This window comes from Micromonospora sp. NPDC047548 (assembly GCF_040642975.1).
Taxonomy (GTDB): Bacteria; Actinomycetota; Actinomycetes; order Mycobacteriales; family Micromonosporaceae; genus Micromonospora.
In genome coordinates this window covers 1-20,488 of the sequence record NZ_JBEYTI010000062.1, presented here as the reverse complement: position 1 = coordinate 20,488, position 20,488 = coordinate 1, and the positions used below count along the sequence as shown (strand labels likewise).

Annotated in this window: 19 protein-coding genes; 10 read left to right on the top strand and 9 right to left on the bottom strand. The window is 69.7% G+C overall.

What is annotated here, in order from left to right; translation table 11 throughout:
- The 3 genes from ABZ807_RS30695 to ABZ807_RS30685 form a co-directional block, all read left to right on the top strand.
- The coding region (locus tag ABZ807_RS30695; RefSeq protein ID WP_357165747.1) for a hypothetical protein at positions 1 to 329 on the top strand (329 nt) is incomplete at its 5' end.
- Entirely contained in the window at positions 302 to 1,198 is an 897-nt protein-coding gene (locus ABZ807_RS30690; protein ID WP_357165744.1) for an AraC family transcriptional regulator, read from the top strand. The genes ABZ807_RS30695 and ABZ807_RS30690, both read left to right, overlap by 28 nt.
- Positions 1,199 to 1,309: 111 nt before the next feature.
- Entirely contained in the window at positions 1,310 to 4,111 is a 2,802-nt protein-coding gene (locus ABZ807_RS30685) for an AAA family ATPase (protein WP_357165741.1), read from the top strand.
- Here the strand turns inward: ABZ807_RS30685 and ABZ807_RS30680 are convergent.
- Complete coding sequence (locus tag ABZ807_RS30680; protein ID WP_357165738.1) at positions 4,074 to 4,556, bottom strand: ferritin-like domain-containing protein; 483 nt, start codon at positions 4,554 to 4,556, stop codon at positions 4,074 to 4,076. The genes ABZ807_RS30685 and ABZ807_RS30680 overlap by 38 nt on opposite strands.
- 371 nt (positions 4,557 to 4,927) lie before the next feature.
- Between ABZ807_RS30680 and ABZ807_RS30675 the strand changes: the two genes are divergently transcribed.
- The 5 genes from ABZ807_RS30675 to ABZ807_RS30655 all read left to right on the top strand — a co-directional run bounded on the left by ABZ807_RS30675 (position 4,928) and on the right by ABZ807_RS30655 (position 8,948).
- Positions 4,928 to 5,251 (top strand): antibiotic biosynthesis monooxygenase, encoded by a 324-nt coding sequence (locus tag ABZ807_RS30675; protein ID WP_357165735.1) that lies wholly within the window; start codon positions 4,928 to 4,930, stop codon positions 5,249 to 5,251.
- A complete protein-coding gene (locus tag ABZ807_RS30670) occupies positions 5,248 to 6,231 on the top strand; it encodes an alpha/beta hydrolase (protein WP_357165732.1) in 984 nt (327 codons plus the stop codon). Before ABZ807_RS30675 ends, ABZ807_RS30670 begins: the two co-directional genes overlap by 4 nt.
- Positions 6,228 to 6,911 carry a methyltransferase domain-containing protein gene (locus tag ABZ807_RS30665; protein ID WP_357165729.1) on the top strand — a complete coding sequence of 228 codons (684 nt, stop codon included), beginning with the start codon at positions 6,228 to 6,230 and terminating at the stop codon, positions 6,909 to 6,911. The genes ABZ807_RS30670 and ABZ807_RS30665 overlap by 4 nt, the downstream gene beginning before the upstream one ends.
- 134 nt (positions 6,912 to 7,045) lie before the next feature.
- Complete coding sequence (locus ABZ807_RS30660) at positions 7,046 to 8,311, top strand: low temperature requirement protein A (protein WP_357165726.1); 1,266 nt, start codon at positions 7,046 to 7,048, stop codon at positions 8,309 to 8,311.
- A gap of 250 nt (positions 8,312 to 8,561) precedes the next feature.
- Positions 8,562 to 8,948 (top strand): hypothetical protein, encoded by a 387-nt coding sequence (locus ABZ807_RS30655; protein ID WP_357165723.1) that lies wholly within the window; start codon positions 8,562 to 8,564, stop codon positions 8,946 to 8,948.
- A gap of 70 nt (positions 8,949 to 9,018) precedes the next feature.
- On the opposite strand, the gene ABZ807_RS30650 is transcribed toward ABZ807_RS30655, so the two are convergent.
- From ABZ807_RS30650 to ABZ807_RS30620, 7 genes are all read right to left on the bottom strand, one after another.
- Positions 9,019 to 10,305: an MFS transporter gene (locus ABZ807_RS30650; RefSeq protein WP_357165720.1), complete on the bottom strand. Its 1,287-nt coding sequence runs from the start codon at positions 10,303 to 10,305 to the stop codon at positions 9,019 to 9,021.
- Positions 10,302 to 11,729 (bottom strand): hypothetical protein, encoded by a 1,428-nt coding sequence (locus tag ABZ807_RS30645; protein WP_357165717.1) that lies wholly within the window; start codon positions 11,727 to 11,729, stop codon positions 10,302 to 10,304. Before ABZ807_RS30645 ends, ABZ807_RS30650 begins: the two co-directional genes overlap by 4 nt.
- Positions 11,726 to 12,808 carry a transporter substrate-binding domain-containing protein gene (locus ABZ807_RS30640; RefSeq protein WP_357165714.1) on the bottom strand — a complete coding sequence of 361 codons (1,083 nt, stop codon included), beginning with the start codon at positions 12,806 to 12,808 and terminating at the stop codon, positions 11,726 to 11,728. The genes ABZ807_RS30645 and ABZ807_RS30640 overlap by 4 nt, the downstream gene beginning before the upstream one ends.
- A 307-nt stretch (positions 12,809 to 13,115) precedes the next feature.
- A complete protein-coding gene (locus ABZ807_RS30635; protein WP_357165711.1) occupies positions 13,116 to 13,823 on the bottom strand; it encodes a VOC family protein in 708 nt (235 codons plus the stop codon).
- A 314-nt stretch (positions 13,824 to 14,137) separates the two neighbouring features.
- Positions 14,138 to 15,877 carry a multicopper oxidase family protein gene (locus ABZ807_RS30630; RefSeq protein ID WP_357165708.1) on the bottom strand — a complete coding sequence of 580 codons (1,740 nt, stop codon included), beginning with the start codon at positions 15,875 to 15,877 and terminating at the stop codon, positions 14,138 to 14,140.
- Positions 15,874 to 16,326, bottom strand: a complete 453-nt coding sequence (locus ABZ807_RS30625) for a DUF6220 domain-containing protein (protein ID WP_357165705.1) — start codon at positions 16,324 to 16,326, stop codon at positions 15,874 to 15,876. Before ABZ807_RS30625 ends, ABZ807_RS30630 begins: the two co-directional genes overlap by 4 nt.
- Before the next feature lie 9 nt (positions 16,327 to 16,335).
- Positions 16,336 to 17,325 carry a carboxymuconolactone decarboxylase family protein gene (locus ABZ807_RS30620; RefSeq protein WP_357165702.1) on the bottom strand — a complete coding sequence of 330 codons (990 nt, stop codon included), beginning with the start codon at positions 17,323 to 17,325 and terminating at the stop codon, positions 16,336 to 16,338.
- Positions 17,326 to 17,468: 143 nt separating this feature from the next.
- Between ABZ807_RS30620 and ABZ807_RS30615 the strand changes: the two genes are divergently transcribed.
- Entirely contained in the window at positions 17,469 to 18,599 is a 1,131-nt protein-coding gene (locus ABZ807_RS30615; protein ID WP_357165699.1) for a sensor histidine kinase, read from the top strand.
- Positions 18,596 to 19,255, top strand: a complete 660-nt coding sequence (locus ABZ807_RS30610; RefSeq protein ID WP_357165695.1) for a response regulator transcription factor — start codon at positions 18,596 to 18,598, stop codon at positions 19,253 to 19,255. Before ABZ807_RS30615 ends, ABZ807_RS30610 begins: the two co-directional genes overlap by 4 nt.
- Before the next feature lie 118 nt (positions 19,256 to 19,373).
- Here ABZ807_RS30610 and ABZ807_RS30605 read toward each other — a convergent pair whose 3' ends face one another.
- Positions 19,374 to 20,378: an aminotransferase class III-fold pyridoxal phosphate-dependent enzyme gene (locus ABZ807_RS30605; RefSeq protein WP_357165750.1), complete on the bottom strand. Its 1,005-nt coding sequence runs from the start codon at positions 20,376 to 20,378 to the stop codon at positions 19,374 to 19,376.
- Between the last annotated feature and the right edge of the window lie 110 nt (positions 20,379 to 20,488).

The following is a 20,488-nucleotide window of genomic DNA, read 5'->3' as shown; positions in this document are numbered from 1 at the left end:
AAGAACATAGCGAGAAGGAGCCCTTCAACCTGCGCCGCAACGGAAACAACGCACGTCAGGCCACATCAGACCGTCCCTCCAAGCGAGCCGCACCCTTTGGCTATATGTGGCGCGACGAAGTCGTGTTCGCTGATCAGCGGCGGATGCGCCACGTCGCGGGTGATCACCTGCGGTTGCAGCGGGTTCCAGCGGCCTACCTCCGATTGACCGAGAAGATCGTCGGCGGCGTCGAGCGGGCCGGGTCGGTGTGCTGCCGGCCGCGCCGCGACTGCAAGTCTGCGGTCGGTGGGACAATCGGCTCATGTCCCTTGACGAGGTACGCGACCTGATCGCCCGGCACGTCAGGCCCGATCTTCGGACGGCCATCGATGAGGTGCTGATTTTCAAAGCCGACAAGCCGTTTCCCCCTAAGCCAACCACATATGGGAAGACCTTTGCATTCGTCGCTCAAGGGACGAAGCGCTTCGGACTCGGCGACCAGATTTACGAGTACCGGGCAGGGCAGTACCTCGTCGTGTCGGTGGATCTGCCGGTCACGGCGCACTTCAGCGCCGCGAGCGCGGACAAGCCAGGGCTCGGCGTGGGGTTGACGCTCGATCCCACTGTCATCGCTGATCTGCTGCTGCAAGCACCGGCCGAAATCTTGCGCGACTGCGACGAGAGCGCGCCTTCCGGGCTGGCCATCAGCACGGCCTCCGCCGACATGCTCGACGCGGTGTTGCGGCTGTTGCGGCTGCTTGACACCCCACGCGACATCCCCGTGCTAGCGCCGATGATCAAGCGCGAGATTCTCTGGCGGCTGATTACCAGCGAACAGGGCCTGATCATCCGGCAGCTCGGGCAACCTGACAGCACTTTGAGCCACATCACTCGCGCTGTCCGCTGGATACGCGATAACTACCGCGAGTCGTTCCGGGTAGAGATGGCGGCACGGCGGGCGGGAATGAGCGTCTCGGCTTTCCACCGCAACTTCCAGGCGCTCACGTCGCTGAGCCCGATCCAATATCAGAAGCAGATCCGGCTTCATCAGGCACGGCTTCTGCTTGCCTGCGACGCCACGGACATCGCCGGAACCAGCCGCCTTGTGGGTTACGACAGCCCGTCGCAGTTCAGCCGCGAGTATCGTCGCCAGTTCGGTGTGCCGCCGAGAGTCGACGCGGCGCGCCTGCAACAGCCTGTGCCGGCGTCGCTTTCCTGATGAACCGCCCCGAACCCGGCCTGGCGGCGGTTCAGTGTGGCATCGCCTCCCCCCGTCCGGGGGCGCGAGCGGATTAGGCAAGAACGCAAGAGGATTGTTGCTTCCACTCACATGCTTGATCGTGTTTGTCTATGGAGCGGGCAACGTGAGGTGCGTGTGGGTGATATCGGGTTTTACGGTCGAGATACTGAACTAGAGCAGCTTTCGACGTTTCTGGGCCAGGCGGGGCGCGGAGGCGCCGCACGGCTGCTGACGGGTGAGCCCGGTGTGGGCAAGTCCTCGCTGATGGCCGCTGCGGCGGAACGTGCCATCGCGGAGGGCGTGCAGGTGCTGCGGGCTTCGGGGTCTGAGTTCGAGGCCGATGTCAGCTACTCGGCCCTCAACCAGTTGCTGCTTTCCGTTCAAGGCGGCATTTCGCGGCTTCCCACCGGCCCGCGGGAGGCGCTGGAGGTGGCGTTGGGATTCGGGGTCGGTGCGGCACCGGACGTCCTGTTGGTCTGCAACGCCACCCTTCTGCTCGTGCAAAGTCTTGCCGCCGAGGCGCCGGTAGTGCTTCTGGTCGACGACGTTCATTGGATCGATCGTGCCAGCGCTGTCGTTCTCGGCTTCGTGGCTCGTCGCCTGACGGGCTGCCGAGCCGGTCTGCTGGTGTCGACGCGAACAGGTGCGGCCAGTTACCTCGACCGGCATTGGCTGGCCGAGGTCGTGGTGGCGCCGTTGGACGAGGCCGCCGCGGAGCAATTGGTGGCTGCAACCTTTCCCCAACTGCCGTCGCGTATCCGGCGGCGGCTGCTTGATCTCGCCCAAGGCAATCCGCTGGCATTGATGGAGTTGCCGTCTACCTTGTCGGGTGCCGTCCAGCGGGTGGCGGCTCAGCCCGAGGTTGTTCCGCTCAACGACCGGCTGCAGGCGTTGTTCGCGGCGCGCATCGCGGAACTGCCGGAGCCGACCCGCCGGCTGCTACTACTGGCCGTCTATGAGGGCACTGGTGACGTGCGGGTGCTGCATGCTGCCTGTGCCGACCGTGGCGGGTTGGCCGACCTGGCTCCCGCTGAGCGGACGCAGCTGGTGTATGTCGACGACGCGACCGCCCGGATCGCATTCCGGCATCCGCTCATCCGATCGGCGATCGTGGCGATGTCGACGCACGAAGAGCGGCGTACCGCGCACGTCGCCCTGGCCCAGGTGTTGGTCGACGACGAGGAGCGCCGGGCGTGGCATCTGGCCGCAGCCGCGGTGGCCCCGGATGAGGGCGTTGCGCAACTGCTCGAAACCGCCGCGCACCGTGTCATGCTGCGCGGCGACGTGGTCGCAGCGATCGCAACCCTGGTACGCGCTGCTGAACTGAGCGTGACCAGCGCCGACCGGGGCCGGCGGCTTGCCGAGGCCGCCTACATCGGCGCGGAGGCGGGCGGAACGACCGCGGACGCACGCACACTGCTGGCCGATGCCCGCCGCGCGGTGCCGGACTCGACTGGGTCGCTGCACGCGGCCAACGCCGCCGCGTTCCTGATGCTCAACGGCGAGGGTGATGTGAACACCGCGCATCGCCTGCTCGTCGGCGCCATCGAGACCGGCGATCACGGGTACCGCGCCGACGATCCGGCGTTGATCGAGGCAATGCACACCCTGCTGCTGTTGAGCTGGTACGGCAGCGCACCGCAGTATTGGGAGCCGTTCTTCCGCGCGCTGCGGCGGCTGCGGCCAGAACCGCCGCAGATCCTCGCCCTGGCGAGCAGGACCTTTCCCGACCCCGTACGCACTGGCGTGTCCGCCCTCGCCGACGCGGAAACGATACTGGGCGCCCTCGCCGAGGAGACCGACGCCACGCGTGTCATGCGGATCGGCACCGCATCGGTGTATCTGGACCGGCTCGGTGACGTCCGCGAAGGGTCGTGGCGGCTTGTGCATCAAGGACGCGATGGAGCGGCGGCTCGCAGGCATATCGGTGCGCTGATGCACCTGTGCCTGGACGACTTTCTCATCGGCCGATGGGACGAAGCGCAAGAGCTGGCATGGGAGGGCCAGCGGATCTGCGACACTGGCGGCTTTCCATTTTTTTCATGGTATTTCTGGTATAACAGGGCGATCGTGGCCGCCGGGCGGGGCCACGCCGACGAGGCGTACAAGCTGGCCGACGAGATCACCAACTGGGCGCATCCTCGTGGGGTATCGGCTGGAGTCCTGTTCGCCCACCATCCGCGTACCCTTGCCGCCGCCGCGGCCGGGGACTTCGACGCCGCGTATGTTCACGCCGCTGCGATGAGCCCGCCGGGGACGTTCGCCCCGTACGTGCCCCACTGCACCTGGGTTGCTTTCGACCTGGTCGAGGCGGCTGTGCGGACTGGGCGGACGGTGGAAGCGCGGGCACACGTCGAGGCGATGCGCATGGCCGGAGTGTCGCGGCTATCCAGCCGGATGGCGCTCATCCAAGCGGGTGCCGAGGCCCTGGTTGCCGACGGTCTTGAGCCCGCGGAGAGGCTTGAGCAGTTGCTCGGCGACACCGCTGTCGACCGGTGGCTGTTCGACGCGTCCCGCGTACGGCTGGCGTATGGCGAAAAGCTCCGGCGAGCCGGACGTGTCACGCAGGCCCGCGTCCACTTGCTCGCCGCGCGTGACGGGTTCGCCGCGATGGCAGCCGGGCTGTGGCTTGACCGCGTGCACGGCGAGTTGCGCGCTGCGAAGCACCGGCTGGCCGACGCTCCCGCCCCCGGTGTGGCCGCGTTGACCGCGCAGGAGGCGCAGATCGCTCAGCTGGCCGCCAGCGGCCTGACCAACAAGGAGATCGCCCTCCGTTTGTTCCTTTCGCACCGCACCGTCGGCGCGCACCTGTATCGGATCTTTCCCAAACTCGGTGTGACGTCCCGGGCCGGTCTCAGGGATGCCCTCTCGTCACCTCCTGATCCTCAGTGATCCGCTGGTCCGGACGGTCCGGAGCAGACTCGGCAGCGAGCACGTGAGCCTGCGCCTCCTTCGCTTCGAGCAGCCGTTCCAGCAGGCGGCGGGTAGTCGGGTCGGCGTCGCCCACCCAGCGCACGGCCTCCTGCAGGGTCTGGACGAGGATCCGAGCCGCCACGAGATTCTGCGTCACGATCCCGATGAGGTCGCCGGCGGCGAAGCTCTGAAAGCTGATCCGTGACCGTCCAGCAAGGTGCCGTGGATCGTAGTCGGCGGCGAACCCGAGGTCCCGGATGCGGGCTGCCAGCGCACGGGCCTCGGCTCGGTCATCGTCGGCGCAGGTGAGCAGATAGTTGGCGACCGGCTGCGCCGACACGCCCCGCACCAACAGGGCGTGGTGTTCGTACTGCAGCGACGACACGATCATGCTCGGCAGCAAGACGTTGAGCAGACGCGCCACCGCGCTCAGGTCGGCCCGGTTCGACGGCGTGACCGGCCCGTCGTCCGGGTCGCACACTGCACGGTCGTGTACCTCGCGCCTGCGCAATCCCGGTTGTCCTGGCATACACCCATGGTCGGTCAGCTGCCCGCCGGACACATCTGTCAAATGACCTAACGGTCGCCGCTGAAGCGTGGTCCGGCGGCCGCGTCGCCGGTCTCCGCGCGGCTGTCGTCCAGAAGGCTGCGGTTGCCATTACGTCATCGGCGGCTAGGTAACCGGCCACAGCCAGGCGATGACCCTGAGGTCGTATGACAGATGTGCCGCGCCTGTCGCTGCGACGAGATTGGTTCTCGTCCTGAACGAGCACGACCCACCAAGGGGCACACTTCATGACCATCGGACACGGCTTCCACGCCACGATGACCGCCAGGCCCGGCAAGGGGGACGAGGTCATCGACCTCCTGCTCCACGCGCCGTCGCTCGCCAACGATGACTGCGTCGTGTTCCTGGTCGGCCGGTCCGCGGTCGACCCGGACACGATCTTCGTCACAGAGGGCTGGACCAGCCCCGAGGCCCACCGCGGCTTCTTCACCAGTGAGCCCGCGCAGACCCTGGTCGCCCGGCTCCAGGCGCTGCTGGCCGCCGAGTCGGCCTACACCGACGAGATCCCCGTCGGTGGCAAGGCCGCCTTCCGAGAGGACGAACCATCGTGATCACCACTACATCGCGTCCCGGCGTCGATCCCGAACTGGCGGCGCTGCTCGCCGAGATGCCGCTGACATCCATCCTGAACGCCGACGCCCTCGCGCAGGTACGCCCATACTCCTCGGCTCCGGTCGAGCCACTGCTGGACGGCCGTCCCATCGGCCGCACTGAGTTCGTCGCCCGCGCTGACGACGGCGCGGAGATCGCGCTGTCGGTCTTCCGCCCGGCCGGTGATCGCACCGCACTCGCGCCGTGCATCTACTGGATTCACGGCGGTGGCATGATCATGGGTGACCGGTTCGCCAACATCGACATCCCGCTGGAATGGCTCGACCGGTTCGGTGCCGTGGTCGTCAGCGTCGAGTACCGGCTGGCCCCCGAGGCTCACGGCCCGACACTGGTCGAGGACTGCTACCGAGGCCTGTTGTGGACGGCCGAGCACGCCGACGCGCTCGGCGTCGATCCGAGCCGCATCATCGTCGCCGGCGCCAGTGCGGGCGGCGGTCTGGCGGCCGGAGTGACGCTGCTGGCCCGCGACCAGGGCACCGCCCCGATCGCCGCGCAGATCTTGATCTGCCCGATGCTCGACCATCGCAACAGCACGGCCTCCAGCCGCCAGTTTACCGGCGTATCCGGTGTCTGGACGGGGCAGACAAACGAGTTCGCGTGGCGATCGGTCCTCGGCGACCGGCCCGCTGGCGTTTCCGCGTACATCTCGCCGGCGCTCGCCGAGGATCTGTCCCACCTGCCGACCACCTACATCGACGCCGGAACCGCCGAGGTCTTCCGCGACGAAGCCGTCGCCTACGCCAGCCGGATCTGGGCTGCCGGCGGCCAGGCCGAACTGCACGTCTGGGCGGGTGGCGTCCACGGGTTTGACGCGCTCTTCCCACAGACGCGCATCGGTGCTATCGCCCGGCGGGCCCGTACGGAATGGTTGGCCCGCGCCTTGGACGGCGCGTCCGCCGAACGCGGAGGCAGGCAATGACCGTCGACTACCGCAGCCAGTTCCTACGTGAGTTCCTCCGCGATCCGCTCACGGTCGCGTCGGTCGCGCCGAGCAGCCAGGCACTCGCCGACGCGGTCGTCGCACCGGTGCCGCTCACCGGCGACCCCATCGTGGTGGAGCTTGGACCCGGCACCGGAGCGTTCACGCAGGCCATCCAGCGGCGGCTGGCCGGCCGAGGCCACCACCTGGCCGTTGAGATCAACGAACGGTTCGCTGATCTGCTCGCTGCGCGCTTTCCGGGCGTCGACCTCGCCATCGCCGACGCCCGCAACCTGCGCGAGATACTGGCGGTACGCGGGCTCGACCACGCCGACGTCATCGTCAGCGGGCTCCCGTGGGCGGCCTTCACACCGGGGCGGCAGGACGACCTACTCACCGCGGTCACCGCAGTCCTCGCCCCGCACGGCGTCTTCACCACCTTCGCGTACGCCTACACGCGCTGGATGCCGCCGGCCCGGCGGCTCCGGCGCAGCCTCGGTGAACGGTTCGAGGAAGTGGTACGCGGCCGGACGGTCTGGGCGAACATGCCACCCGCGTTCGTCTACTTCTGCCGCAGGCCGCACATGCCAGCGCGCCGGGTGACGGCCGGGCTGGCTCAGCACCTGTCGTGGCATCGGCCGACACGGACGCTGCAGATTACCCGACCACCGAACCGCTAACCGGAGACGGGGCCGCGCGTCAACCTCGCGTGGCCCCGTCGCTCTCGCCCGACCAAACAATGGGGGACACCATGCGTAGCCGTGCTTCCACTTCCAAAGGTGTTAAGGCCCGGCACCGCGGAAGACATGTCGTCATGAGCGCCGAAGGCGACCGGGTCACGACGCTGGAGCTGTTCTTCGACCTCGCATACGTCTTCGCTTTCGTCCAGGTGAGCATGCTCATGATCGAGCAACACGACGCTATCGGCATCCTGCAAGGGCTGGCCGTCCTCGGGCTGCTGTGGTGGTCCTGGACGGCGTACAGCTGGCTGGCCAATCAGGCCCACGCGGACAGAGGCCTGGTCCGCATCGCGATGATCGTCGCAACGATGGCCGTCTTCGCTGTCGGATTGACCGTGCCAGAGGCCTATCACGACCGCGACGGAGGACTGTTCGGGCCGATGGTGTTCGTGTGCGCCTACCTGGTCGCCCGGTGCACCCATGGCGCTGTGTACTTACTGGCGGCCGTCGGCGAGGAACGGGCCCGGCGTGAAGTCGTGCTGACGGTGCTGGTATCCATGCTGCCGTCCAGCATCCTGCTCATGACCGGTGCGCTGCTCGGCTCGCCGCGGCAGGTGTGGTGTGTGTTCGCAGCGGCCGCCATCGAACCGGCCGTCGCCTATGTCACGACCCGGCGCCTGCAGGGACGCGTCAACTCGGCCGCGCACTTCGCCGAGCGCCACGGGCTCGTCGTCATGCTCGCTCTGGGCGAATCAATCACCGCAATCGGATTCGGCGCCAGCATCGGACCGATCAGCCTGCCGATCCTCGCTGGGGTGATCCTTGCGATCCTGATCGCCGTTGCCATGTGGTGGGCGTACTTCGCCCGCCTCGCGCGCACTGCCGGGCTTACGCTCGCCCGCCAGCGGGACCGGCGACGCGCGACGACCGCCCGCGACGGGTACACCTACCTGCACTTCCCCATCATCGCCGGTATCGTCCTCGCCGCGGTCGGGGTTGAGTCCGCCATGGTTCACATCGGGCAGGAGGGCACCTTTGGCCTGCTGGGCTCTGGAACGCTCGCCGGTGGCGTGGCCGGGTACCTCGCCAGCACCGCCCTGTTCGCCCGCAGAGTCATCGGCGGCTGGCGGTGGTCAAGATTGTGGACGGCCGTGATCCTGCTGGTGGCCGTGCCTCTGGTGGCGATGCTCTCGCCGCTGGCGGCCCTCAGCCTGGTCGCCGGGGCGATGGTGGCGCTGCTGCTGGCTGAGTGGCTTCTAGCCAGCCACGGCCTGCGGCTGACCTGGCCGACCCTGCAGGCAGACGAGTGCCCACGGCAGCGCCAGCGCACCGGGACCTGCGACGCTGACGAGGAACCGTCGGTGAGCGTCGATGACGCCCACCGACTGCGCCAGACGTAGCCATGTGCAGATATGGCCATCACCAAGCATGATGGCGACTGCGCCCACAACGCCGGCCGCTCCCAGATTCCCGCCGGCCGGCCACGGCGGCGTGAGCGACGATCCGTGGCTGCGCGGTGGCTGCTCGGACGTCTGGGAACTTGCACGGACGTGCCGGGACTCTCGGTGGTCGATGGACCATGAAACCCGCGCCGGGTGCCGACAACCTTGCCCTGAAGCTCGCGATGTGTTGCGCCATCCTGCTCGCGCCTTGGCCGCTCTGGCGGCCAGTAAGGCGGCTGAGGCCAACACCTACACACAGCAGGCGGCGGCCTCCGCCCAGCAGGCACAGACGTACGCCAATCAGGCGCACCAGTCCGCGCTGGAGGCCAAGGCATCGGCCGACCAGGCGGCGCAGGCCGCCGTCACGGCCCGCAACGCGGCCAACTCCGCGCAGGCCAGCGCCAACGCGGCAGCCCAGTCGGCCACCACCGCCTCAGCCGCCGCGCGTCGTGCCCGGGCCGACTCCGAGGCCGCACTTCTACCCGGCCAGCGCCTGGGGCGGCGTGGTCAGTTCGGGAAAGCGTGCCTGCCACAACGCCCGCAGCCGGGCCGGCAGCCACGCTGCGGACGATGGATGCACGTGGCCGTGAAGTGAGAACTGGCCGGTGTAGGTGAGGCGCTGGTCACCGGACCGGGTATGTCTCGGGGTGGTTCAGGCCGGATGGTCAAGAGGATGGCTGCTGGGTTCGCCGGCGAGGCGAAGACCGATGTGGTGGGTCGGGGCGGCCGAGGAATCGCTGCTGGGTACGCCCGGCTCCGCCGGGCGGGCCACCGAGGGGCATGTCCGCCGCCGGGTGCAGCCGGCGGATTCCCGGCACCGCCAGGCCCACCAACAGCACCCCGACGCCGGCCCACGTCAGGAACGCGAACGACGTGGAGTGGTCCGCCGCCAGGATCCCGAGCGCGGGGCGGGCCACGGCGATGCCCAGCCCGCCCAGGCAACTGATCACGCCGAACGTCAGGGCCCGCACTGCCGGCGGGGTGACCTCGTTGGTCAGTACCTCCAAAACGGTCGTGCCCAGTGCGTAGCCGAACCCCATCAACGGCAGGAACAGAAACGGGCCCAGCCACGGCACCTGACCTGTGGCCACCAGGGCGGCGAGGACGAGCAGGAACGCCGCGGCCAGGGCGGGCCGGCGGTGCGACCGCCCCGCGTACCCGGCCGTCAACCCACCGAGCACGGAGGCCGCGGCGAACGCCGCGTACATCGATCCGGTCAGTTCCGCGTGCAGGTCCAGTTCGAGCGCCAGCGGCTGGAACAGGATGCGGGCACTCCATCCGAACAGCAGCAGGAGGACGCCCAGCCACGCGGCCCGGCGTATCCGGGCATCGGTTGCCGCGCGACGGATGTCCGCCACCACCGATGACAACGAGGAGACCACCCGGGGCCCGCGGATCTCCGGCAGCGTGAGCGCGAGCAGGAACGCCACCGTAGCCAGTGCGGCGGTGACGGCGAATGGCAACCGGGGGTCCACCTCGTACAGGTGACCGGCCGCGAGGAGCGAGAGCAGTACGGATGCGTTGCCCACCGCCCGCACCAGCCCGAAGGCCTTGGCCGGGCTGATTTCCAATTCGTCCTGGTCGCACAGTTCGTACAGGTAGGTGCTGGCCGCGCCGGAGGTCAGCGCCCAGAGCACGCCCCAGAGCACCCACGCCCCGAACAGCATCTCCACGGAGTGGATCTGGGTGATCGCGGCGAAGGTCAGCACCGTGCCGGCGGCCAGGGTCAGGTAGGTGCGGCGTCGCCCGATCAGGTCGGCGGCCACCCCGACGGGAAGTTCGCACACCACCACGATGATCCGGAACACGCCGTCGGCCAGCACCGCCGTCGTCAGCGGAAAGCCCAGATCCAGCAGGTAGATCAGCCAGACCGGGAACCAGAACTGCACCTCGAGCAGGAACTGGGTGATCGCGAAGATGCGGATCGGGCGACTTCGCAGAGCTGTTCTCATGCGCTTTTGTCGCGCCGGAAGAACAGGTAGAGGATCACCAGCAGCACGGACACCACCCCGGAGGAGACGACGATCGCGTCGGCCGGTTGCGCGGCGATCCATTCCACGATGGAGGACCTGCCCAGGTCGTAGGCTGCCATTTCAGGGTCGTTGGCGATCGACCGACCGAACTCGGTCACCGTCAACGCCGTGCCGAGGATCGAGGTCACCGCGATGCCCAACAGGATGAGGTCGGTGAACATCGACGAACGGGCCGTACGCCGGGCGGCGAGCTCCGCCAGTTGGCGCTCGCAGATCCCGATCTTGAACCGCACCGGCTGTTCGAGCAGGTTCTCGTAGTCCCAGAATTCCAGGATCGCGTCCATCTCCGCACGTACGGCGCGCTTGAGGTACTTCGACAGCTCCCAACGCTCCATGATGATCAGCTCGGCCCGTTGGCTCAGGCTCATCAGATGCCCCTTGAGCCGTTCGAGTTCCCACCGCGAGCCCGCCGCCGCCGAGTCCGCGAGGATCTTCGACAGCCGGCTGTCGATCCGGTCCAGCACCCCGTAGAAGACCTGCGCGTACCGCAGCGCGTCCCACTGGTCGCGGAACGGGTCACCGGGCAGCATCCGGCCGCCCGCGTCGGTCCGGTCGACGAAGACGTAGTTCAGCCAGCGGACGAGGTGATGGAGGTCGGAGTTCAGCAGTCGGTCCGCCGGATCGCCGTCATCCCCGGGCGCTACCACGTCCTTGACCCAGTGCCGCACCGCCCGCTCGGCGCCCGGCTCGGACGGGTCGACCACGAGACTGCGGGTGACCCAGAGCGCCTCGCCGAACTCCACCGTTACCGGGTCGCCGGCCGGGGTCGCCGCGACGACCAACCGTTCCTCCCGGTCGGCCCGGCGCAACAGGTCCAGCACCGGGTCCACATACCGGCGGACGGCCTCGCGCGCCACCTGCTCACCCATTGTCACCGCCCGGGCCTGGATGCCGTCGAGGTGCGCTTCGAGTCCGTCGGTGTGCTCGGCGAGCGGCCCCACGTCCGTCAGTATCTCCAGCAGCATCAGGCCGTGGTCGAACAGGCGGAAGCTGATCTCGGTGACCCCGCGGTGCAGGGTGTCGGTGGCGCCGGTGAACTCGTCCGGCAGGTGCTCCGGGCGCAGCGTGCCGGTGAGGATGTGCAAGGTGCGCTCGACTGCGTGGTGGTCGATGGTGCGGTAGAGGTTCAGCGAGCTCGTGGCCCGGGTGTGCTCCAACACGACGGCCGGGGGCGGTGGCCCGGGCTCGTCCGTGGAAGCGGGGGAGAGAACGCTCATCAGCTCGTCGACTGCCGGCTGCTGCGCGGCCCAGAACCGCGCGTACCCGAGGGGCTCGCGCAGCGAGGCGCCGGGCACGGCGTAGTAGTCCACCACAACCGGAGCGAGGATCCGCAGCTGGGTCATGACGCCTTTGTTTCGAGCAGCAGGGCGCGGGCATCGACGTGCAGAACGCGCCCTCGCGCCGGGCCGTTGGTGATCTTTACCCGAACGAGAATCCGCCCGCGGGGTGTGCCGGCGGAGCGGACGAACTGCTCGGGCCAGGTGAGCACCTGGGCCCGCGTGCCCTGCGGCGCGACCAGCACCAGGTTGCCCTTGTCGTCGAGCAGCTCCACCAGCCCCGTCTCACCCACCGGGGCCAGGGTGACGTCCCGGAAAGCGGACGGCTGGAGGCCCTCGACGAACTGCTCGTATTCTGTGCTCCGGCGGAGCTCCGCCAGCACCCGGTTGAACTTCTCCAGCACGGGCACGGCCTCAGGGGTTTTGGCCATCATGAAGTACACGCCCTGCATCGAGTGCACCAGCGGATTGTCGCCTTGCAGGTAGCCGAAGTCGCGGGCGTCCCCGGCGAAGGACGGGTCGGCCAGCGCCGCCTGGCCGGGGAGCAACCCTTCGGCGAGTACGTCAATCCGGCCGTCCGCCAGGGCCTGGAAGCCTTCCAGGGTCGAGCCGAACTCCACCATCCGGGGGGCCGCGGACTCCAGGTCGTTCCAGTAGTCGTACCCGCTGATGCCGCCGACGCGAAGGGCGCGCAGGTCCGCGGCGGTGGTGGTGACCCGCGGCTCGCCCTTGCGTCGGTCGTAGAAGAGCACATATTCGAAGTCGATGAGCGGGTCGGAGAGGAGCAGGTCCTTCCGCCGCGACGCGCTGCCCACCAGCGGGAACGCCCCGACAGTGGTGCCGGACCGGACCTGGTCCTCGGCCAGAGACCACGACGTGTATCTGACCTCGGGGGAGTAGCCGGCCCGGTTCAGCACCTCGACGACCAACTTCGTGACCGGCCCGCCGTCGGGCAGTTCCGGGCCGACGAACGGCGCCCAGTCGCCGGTCGAGACCAGCACCGGCCGGGCCGGTGAGGTGGGGGCCGGGCGCAGACCGGCGGCCACGATCGCCACGGCCAGGACCACCAGTACGAGCAGCACCAGTAGCGGTCCCCAGGCCCGGAACGGCTGCAGCAGAGCCGGGCGGCGCCAGTTCGGGGTCATGATCGGCATCCTAGCTGGACGAAACCACGGCCCCGGGGCCCGTTGCCAGCGGGACTTCGCCCCCGACGACGGTAGTGATGACCTCGGTGCGCAGGACCGCGTCCGGCGGCTCGCGGCCATCGCCAGCCGCGCGAGGACACGGGCTCGAGCGACCGCTGCCAAGATCCGGTACTCCCGCACGGCAGAGCACAGGTAGGTCAGGCGTGACGACACGAAGGCCGATCATGCCCCGGCACGCCGCAGGCACCACGTCCGCCCAGGTCAACGGGGACGACGAAATTGTGGAACCCCACAGGCCGCGCTGTGGTCAGTGTCCTTTCACGCAGAACTCGTTGCCGTCGGGATCGGCCAGCACGACGGCGCCGTCCGCACCGACTTCGAGCCGGGTGGCCCCGAGGGAGACCAGCCGGTCGACCTCCGCCTGCTGGTCGCCGCCGGCCGGGGCGAGGTCGAAGCGCTGCCGGTTCCTCGCCTCTTTCGGGGCCACGGGCGGGCCTCCCCACGCGACCTTCGTGCCGCCGTGCGGGGACTGGATCGCGGTCTCCTGGTCCTGGTCCCACACCAGCGGCCAGCCCAGCGCCTCGCTCCAGAAGAGGCCGACCTCCCGGGTGCCGTCGCAGGCGAGTTCCCCGAGCAGGCCGCACCCGGCGAGGAAGTTGTTGCCCGGCTCGATGACGCAGAACTCGTTGCCCTCGGGGTCGGCCAGGACGACGTGCCCCTCCTCGGGGCGCTGCCCGACGTCGAGGTGGTCGGCGCCGAGCCCCAGCGCCGTCGCCACCGTGTGCTGCTGGTCGGCGTGGCTGGCGCTGGTCAGGTGAAGGTGCATGCGGCGGTTTGGCCCCACCTTCTCCGCGCGGCTCGGGACGAACCGGAGGCTGAGCTGGCCGTCTTCGCCGGGCAGGAGTGCACCACCGGCGTCCTCGACGAACTCCCGGCCGAGCATGCCGGCCCAGAACTGCGCCAGGCGGGCCGGGTCGTGCGCATCGAAGGTCACCGTCAGCGGTCGCGGGATCATCACCGCACAGTAGACACGGGCCAGCAGGACAACAAGGTGATTAGCCGGGCCGGACGTGTCGCGAGTGGCGCACGACGCGCGTTGACAGTCGCGCACCAGATCTCCGCTGAGCAGCTTTGGACAAGCGCTGACCGGGACCGACGAATCGATGGCGAGCCGTAGCGGCACGGGCCGGAGCCCAGTTCCAGCCAAACGCGCCCCCTCACCATGAGTCGGCGGATCTCCGGTCAGAAATCCGATCACGCTCCATGCGGCTTTCTGCGTCGTCCCGCGTCGACGAGCGAGCCAGGGTCACCCGTGTTCATGACGGACGCTCACGCGTACATCAGGTGCAGCGTCATCCCGGCATCGGCGTGTGCCAGGTTGTGGCAGTGGTTGGCCCACATTCCGGGGTTGTCAGCTGGGAACGCCACCTCCCAGACGTCGCCGGGGCGTACGTCGAAGGAGTCCAACCACAATGGGCTCCCGGTCGCCGGCCTTCCGTTGCGGGACAGCACCAAGACGTGATGGCCGTGCAGATGCCACGGGTGCACCACGAGCGATCGGTTCGCGATCGTGAACTTGACGATGTCGCCGTGGCGTACGACCTGAGGCGGGATGTCCGGGTCGGCCGCGCCGTTGACGGTGTGGGCGTACCGCGGAAGCAGTCCGTGCAGGTCGAGGCCGCGGTCGAGAACGAGGGTGAACGCCCGGTCGAACCGGGACCACGGCACCGGAGAGGCGACGCCGTAGGTGAGCGGATCCAACACCGGCCACGCGCCGGTCGCCGCTGACATCGGTCCGGTCGAATAGACCACCCGTGCGTCGACGAACAGCGCCACCGGCGTGACGGGTGCGGTGAACACCAGGTCGTAGCGCCCCCCGGCCGGGATCAGCACGGCGGTGTCCACAAGCGGCGTCGGGCCCTGCAGGTCGGAGCCGTCGATCGCGGCAACCCGGAACGGGGTCCCGGCCAGGGCGTACCGGTGGGTCGTGCTGTCGGTGTTGATCAGCCGTAGCCGCACGGGCGCCCCGGCCTCGACGGGCTCCGTTTTCGGTGCGGGCAGCGGAAGGCCGGCCAGCGTGTGCACCGGCACCGTGACGTCGACGCCGGTCACCGGTGCCGGGCGCACCACCAGGACACCGTAGAGCCCCATCCGCACGCCGAGGTCAGATACCGAATGCGTGTGGTACCAGTACGTGCCGGCCTGATCGGCGCGGAACCGATAGACGAACTCCTGTCCGGGCAGCACGGCTGCCTGCGTCACGCCGGGCACCCCGTCCTGGCTGTTCGGCACGTCGTACCCGTGCCAGTGCAGCGTGACGCCCCGCGCGATGTCCCGGTTGCGTAGCGTCACCTCCAGGACGTCGCCGACGGTGGCGGTCAGCTCCGGCCCGGGAACCTGCCCGTTGAACGCCCACGCCGCGACGTCACGGCCGCTCACGCTCACCGTGGCGGTCCCGGCCGTCAGGGTGAACCGCCTGGTGGGTTCGCCCACGGTCCGCGCATCCCCATGTCGGTGATCATGTGGTACGGCGGGAGCAGCGCCCGGGACGGCGGCCAGCCCGGTTCCGGTCACCAGCGCCGCGACCGCCACCACGACGGCCCCCCGGGACACCATCCGGGACGGGCGCGCGCCGAGGGCCCGCCACGAGACCGCGGTCGCCGCGACGACCCCGGCGACCGCGAGCAGTCCCGCCCCCGCCGACGCCGGATAGCCGTGCAGGATCGTCACGAGCAGGGCACTGCTCTCGGCGTACCCGGCGAAGAGAAGCGGGACCGCGACGGACCGGATGTCGACCGGGGCCCGCAGCAGCCGCGGCCCGGCGACGACCACCGCCGCGAGCGACAGTGGGGCGGCGATGAGGATCTTCTCCGCCGCGAACCACCAGCCGGCCCGGGCGAGCGTGGTGATCGTGATCGCGCGGGCGAACGTGGCGAGCAGCGCGAAGGCGGCCAGTCCCAGCGCGAGCCTCCGGCGCCGGGCGGCCGAGGCGGCGCCGCCGCCCAGCCACCCGGCGGCCGCGAGGACCGCGATCACGAGGTCGGCCGCGAGCAGCGAGCCGACGGTCATGCCGGCTCCCCTTCCCGGACGGTCACCTGGGTGGCGCCGGCCGGCGCCGGGCGGGCCAGCTTCCGCGCTGCCTGATGGACGCTGACCACGACGTGCACCGCGATGATTCCGTTGAGCGCGTGCAGCCCGGCGATGGTCAGGCCGACGGGGGTACTGGCGCCGGCGGCGTCGGTGGACGCGTTCGCGAGCATGGCGATGAGCGCCTGCAGGACGACGAGACCGAGCGGCAGGATCGCCAGTCCGATGAGCCGGCCCGGCGCCTTGGCCAACACGGCGAACAGGGCGGTGAGCAGGATGAGAACGGGGATGACCGCCATCCCGGTGACGCTGTGCAGGGCATATGCGCCCTCACTCGCGGGTTTGGTGAATGCGCCCACGGCGGCGAAGGCGAACTGCAGGACGAACGCGACGAGAAGCACAGTGGTGACGATGACGAGGGCTTTGCGCATGGTGATCTCCTAGAGATGAGCCGGGGACAGGGCCTGGGCGACGTGATCGGTGGCCGCGATTGCCCCGTACGCGACCAGCCGCACGAGGTCGGCGTCGTCCGGATGAGACACCCGCCACAGGGTGACGTCGCCAGTGCGGATCGCGCTGGGCGCGAACGCCGCCAGCAGCGCGATCCGCGTCCCGACGCGGTCCGTGCCGGGCAGGTCCCGGATCAGATCGGCGGCCCACTCCGCGGGCCCGGCCGGGTGCCGTCCGTCCTCCCAGCGCACGGTGGCCGTGACGGTCTGGCGCGCCGCGTCGCCCAGGAGCTTGCCGCCTTGCGTGGCGACCTTCCTCAGCGACGCGTACGCGACGCCGACCGGGCTGTCCCCAGCCCAGGGCGGTGGCGCCGTCCTGCCGGCGTCGAGGAGCGACAGGGCCCGGCCGGGATCCTTCGGCTCCCGGGCCGTCCTGGCGTAGAGCCGGCCCCCGACCGACCGCACCACCGCAGAGCGCTGCAGACCGCCGGGCAGCAGATCCGGGTCGAGCAGCGCCGAGACGATCCGGTTGATGAAGTGGAAGGCGAGCAGGGTGCCGGTGACCTCAGGGCGGTACGGGCTGCTCCAGTCGGCGGCTACGGGGGTGCGGCTGGCCTCGGCCCAGGCGGCGAGCTTGGCGTGCCTCGGCTCCGGTGGCGTCTCGCCCCGGGCGATGACCTCGGCCAGCTCGTGCTCGCCGAGTGCGTGCAGCAGCATCACGTGGGCGTCGACGCAGAATCGGCAGCGGTTGGCCCGGGACACCGCCGACGCGACGAGCTCGCGGTCGACCCGGGACGCGTCGCCGGCGAGCAGGGCCTCGCGCATCAGCGCCCAGGCCGCGGCCAGCACCTCCGGCACGGCCGAGAGTGCCTGGAAGGTGGGCACCGGCCCGAGGAACTCGTCCCGCAGCTGCCGGTAGACCTCTGCGGTGAGACCGGTTGCCGACTCAGCCGGACCGGGGGTGAAGAAGCGGTATGTCATGGTCTCGATGTTTGCCTCGGCGGGCCGCGAAAGCGTCGTGCCGCCGCAGACACTTGCCCGGCCGCCGATACCGCGTCCGTAGTACGCCTCATCTACCGCAAACGCGGGATGCCACCTGGCGACGGCCGTTCTACAGTGCGGTCATGCGCCTCGATCTGCCGTACGCCCTCAGCGGCCTCGCACTTGGCGTCCTGCTGCTCGGCAACGCCGCACTCGCGCCGGACGCCACACCGGTGCGGGCGATCGACGTCGCCCTGGTCCTGGCCATGGCGGCGGCCCTGGCGGTGTGCCGGCGGTACCCGGTGGTGGCGCTGAGCCTGGTGACCGCCGCCATGCTGGCCCTCCACATCCGGGTACACCCCGGGGTGTCCGCAGCGTTCCCCGTCCTCGGCACGGTCTACATCGCCGCCTGGCGAGGGCACCGATTCGCCCCCGTCCTGGCCAGCCTCGTCTTCCTCGGCGGCTTCCTCACCCACGACATCTCGGTCGCGCCCGCTGGCCGACCCGGCCAGCAGATCGCCGAGCGGACCGCCCTGCTGCTGGGCTGGTTTATGGCGGCCAACGTCGCCGGGCTCGTCTCACGACAACGCCGGGCGTACCTGGAACAGGTCGAGCAGCGGGCGGTCGAGGCCGAACGTACCCGCGAGGAGATGGCGTTGCGCCGCGCCGGGGAGGAGCGCCTGCGCATCGCCCGGGACCTGCACGACTCGCTGACCCACAGCATCTCCGTGATCAAGGTGCAGGCCGGGATCGCCGTGCACCTGGCCCGCAAGCACGGCGAGGAACCGTCGGCCGCGCTGCTGGCGATCCGGGAGGCCAGCAGCGCCGCCATGCGAGAACTGCGGGCGACGCTGGACGTCCTGCGCTCACCCGCCGACGGGGACTGCGTCGGGCTGGCCCGGCTGGACGAGCTAGCCGAGCGGACCCGCGCGACCGGCGTATCGGTGCACGTGACCCTCACCGGCCAGCCCCGGGACCTGCCCGCCGAGGTCGACCAGGCCGGGTATCGCGTCGTCCAGGAGGCCCTGACCAACGTGGCCCGCCACGCCGGCCCCGCCACCGCCCAGATCCACATCGAGTACGACCCGGCACAGCTGGCCGTCTCGGTGACCGACGACGGCCAGGCGTCGCCGGTCCGGCCGGTGACCCCAGGCGTGGGCCTGCGCGGCATGCGGGAACGGGTCACCGGACTGGGCGGCGCGCTGCACGCCGCCGCCCGCGACGGCGGCGGGTTCGCGGTACGGGCCACGTTCCCGCTGGACGGTCCGGCATGATCCGGGTCCTGCTCGCCGACGACCAGGCTCTGATGCGGGCCGGATTCCGGGCCCTGCTCGACGCCGAGGAGGACCTGGAGGTCGTCGGCGAGGCCGCCGACGGCGCTTCGGCCGTCGAGCTGTCGCGCCGCCTGCGGCCGGACGTCGTGCTGATGGACGTGCAGATGCCGGGACTCGACGGCATCGAAGCCACCCGACACATCGCCGCCGACCCCGACCTCGCCGTGGTCCGCGTCCTCATCCTCACCAACTACGGGCTCGACTCGTACGTCTTCGCCGCGCTCCGTGCGGGCGCCAGCGGGTTCCTCCTCAAGGACTCCGACCCCGCCGACCTGCTGCAGGCCGTCGCCGTCGTGGCTCGCGGCGATGCGCTGCTCGCCCCGGCGGTCACGCGTACGCTCATCAGCGAGTTCGTCGCTGGACCGCCGGCCGACACGACGGCCGGACGTGACGTGCTGACCGCACGCGAACAGGAGATCGTCGAGCTCGTCGCCCGGGGGCTGAGCAACTACGAGATTGCCGAGCGCATGGTGATCAGTCCGTTGACCGCCAAGACGCACGTCAATCGTGCGATGACGAAGCTGCACTGCCGCGACCGTGCCCAGCTGGTCGTGTGGGCGTACGAGTCGGGTCTGATCACGCCGCGTCGCCGGTGACACCACATCGCCGTGCGTGGACGACAACGGCCGCTTGGCTTCGTGGATGTAGACGTTGCGCGGCCGTTGTGGTCGTAGAAGCGATCACCGCATCAGCGGCCGGGCCAAGCCCTGCCCGTTACCGGGGGAAGCTCAGCGCCGCCTCGCCGATGGCCTCGTCCAGGATTTCCAGACCGAGGGCCAGTTCCTCTCGCGTCGTGGTGAGGGGTGGTGCGATCCGGAAGACGCTTCCCATGCCTGGCAGTTGCACGACGTTCATGTGGAGGCCGAGTTCGAGGCAGCGGCGGGTGACGTGGGCGCCAAGGGCGTCCGAGCCTTCTCGCGTCTCCCGGTCGAGGACGAGTTCGATTCCCTGCATCAGGCCGCGCCCCCGCACGTCTCCCACCACGTCGTGCCGGTTTCTGATCTCAAGCAGGCCGGCGCGCAGGAATTCGCCGAGCTCCCGCGTCCGTACGTCCATCTGCTCCTGTTGGAGGACGTCGAGCACGGTGTTGCCGACGGCGGCGACGAGGGGGTCGGACACGTGTGTGGTGTAGAAGAGGTAACCCAGCTCGTGTGCCCGTTGTTCGATCTCTTCGGTCGTGATCATCGCGGCGAGCGGTAGGCCGGCGCCCAGCGTCTTGGACAGCGTGAGGATGTCGGGCACGATGCCGTCACGTTGAAAGGCGTACCACGTGCCGGTGCGGCACAGACCGGTCTGCGCCTCGTCGACGATCAGCAGCATGCCGCGCTCCCGGCACTTGCGCGCCAGAGCGGCGAAGTAGCCCGGCGGTGGCTCGATGATGCCGCCAGAGCTGAGGATCGGCTCGACGATGCACGCCGCGAGACTCCCCGACGACTGGGCATCGACGAGGGCGAAGCCGTAGTCGAGCTGCCGCTGCCAGTCCAATTCGCCGTCGGAGGTGGTGAAGTCGGGGCGGTACGGGTTGGGCGTGGGGATCGCGAAGTTTCCCGGCGGCGTAGGCCCGTAGCCCCGGTGGCCGGCGCTGTATGTTGCGGCGGCCGCGGCGTGCGTCATGCCGTGCCACGACTTGGCGAAGGCGACGATCTCGTGTTTGCCCGTGACGAGCTTGGCCATGCGGATGGCCGCCTCGTTCGACTCGGCGCCGGTCGTCAGCAGCAGCGCCTTCTCCAGTGGCGGGGGGTGTCTCTATGGTCTTTGTCAACCGGTAACGGCGAGGTTTTCGGGGTTTTTGGTGCTGGGTTGCTGGTAGGGCTGCTTGTCACGGAGCA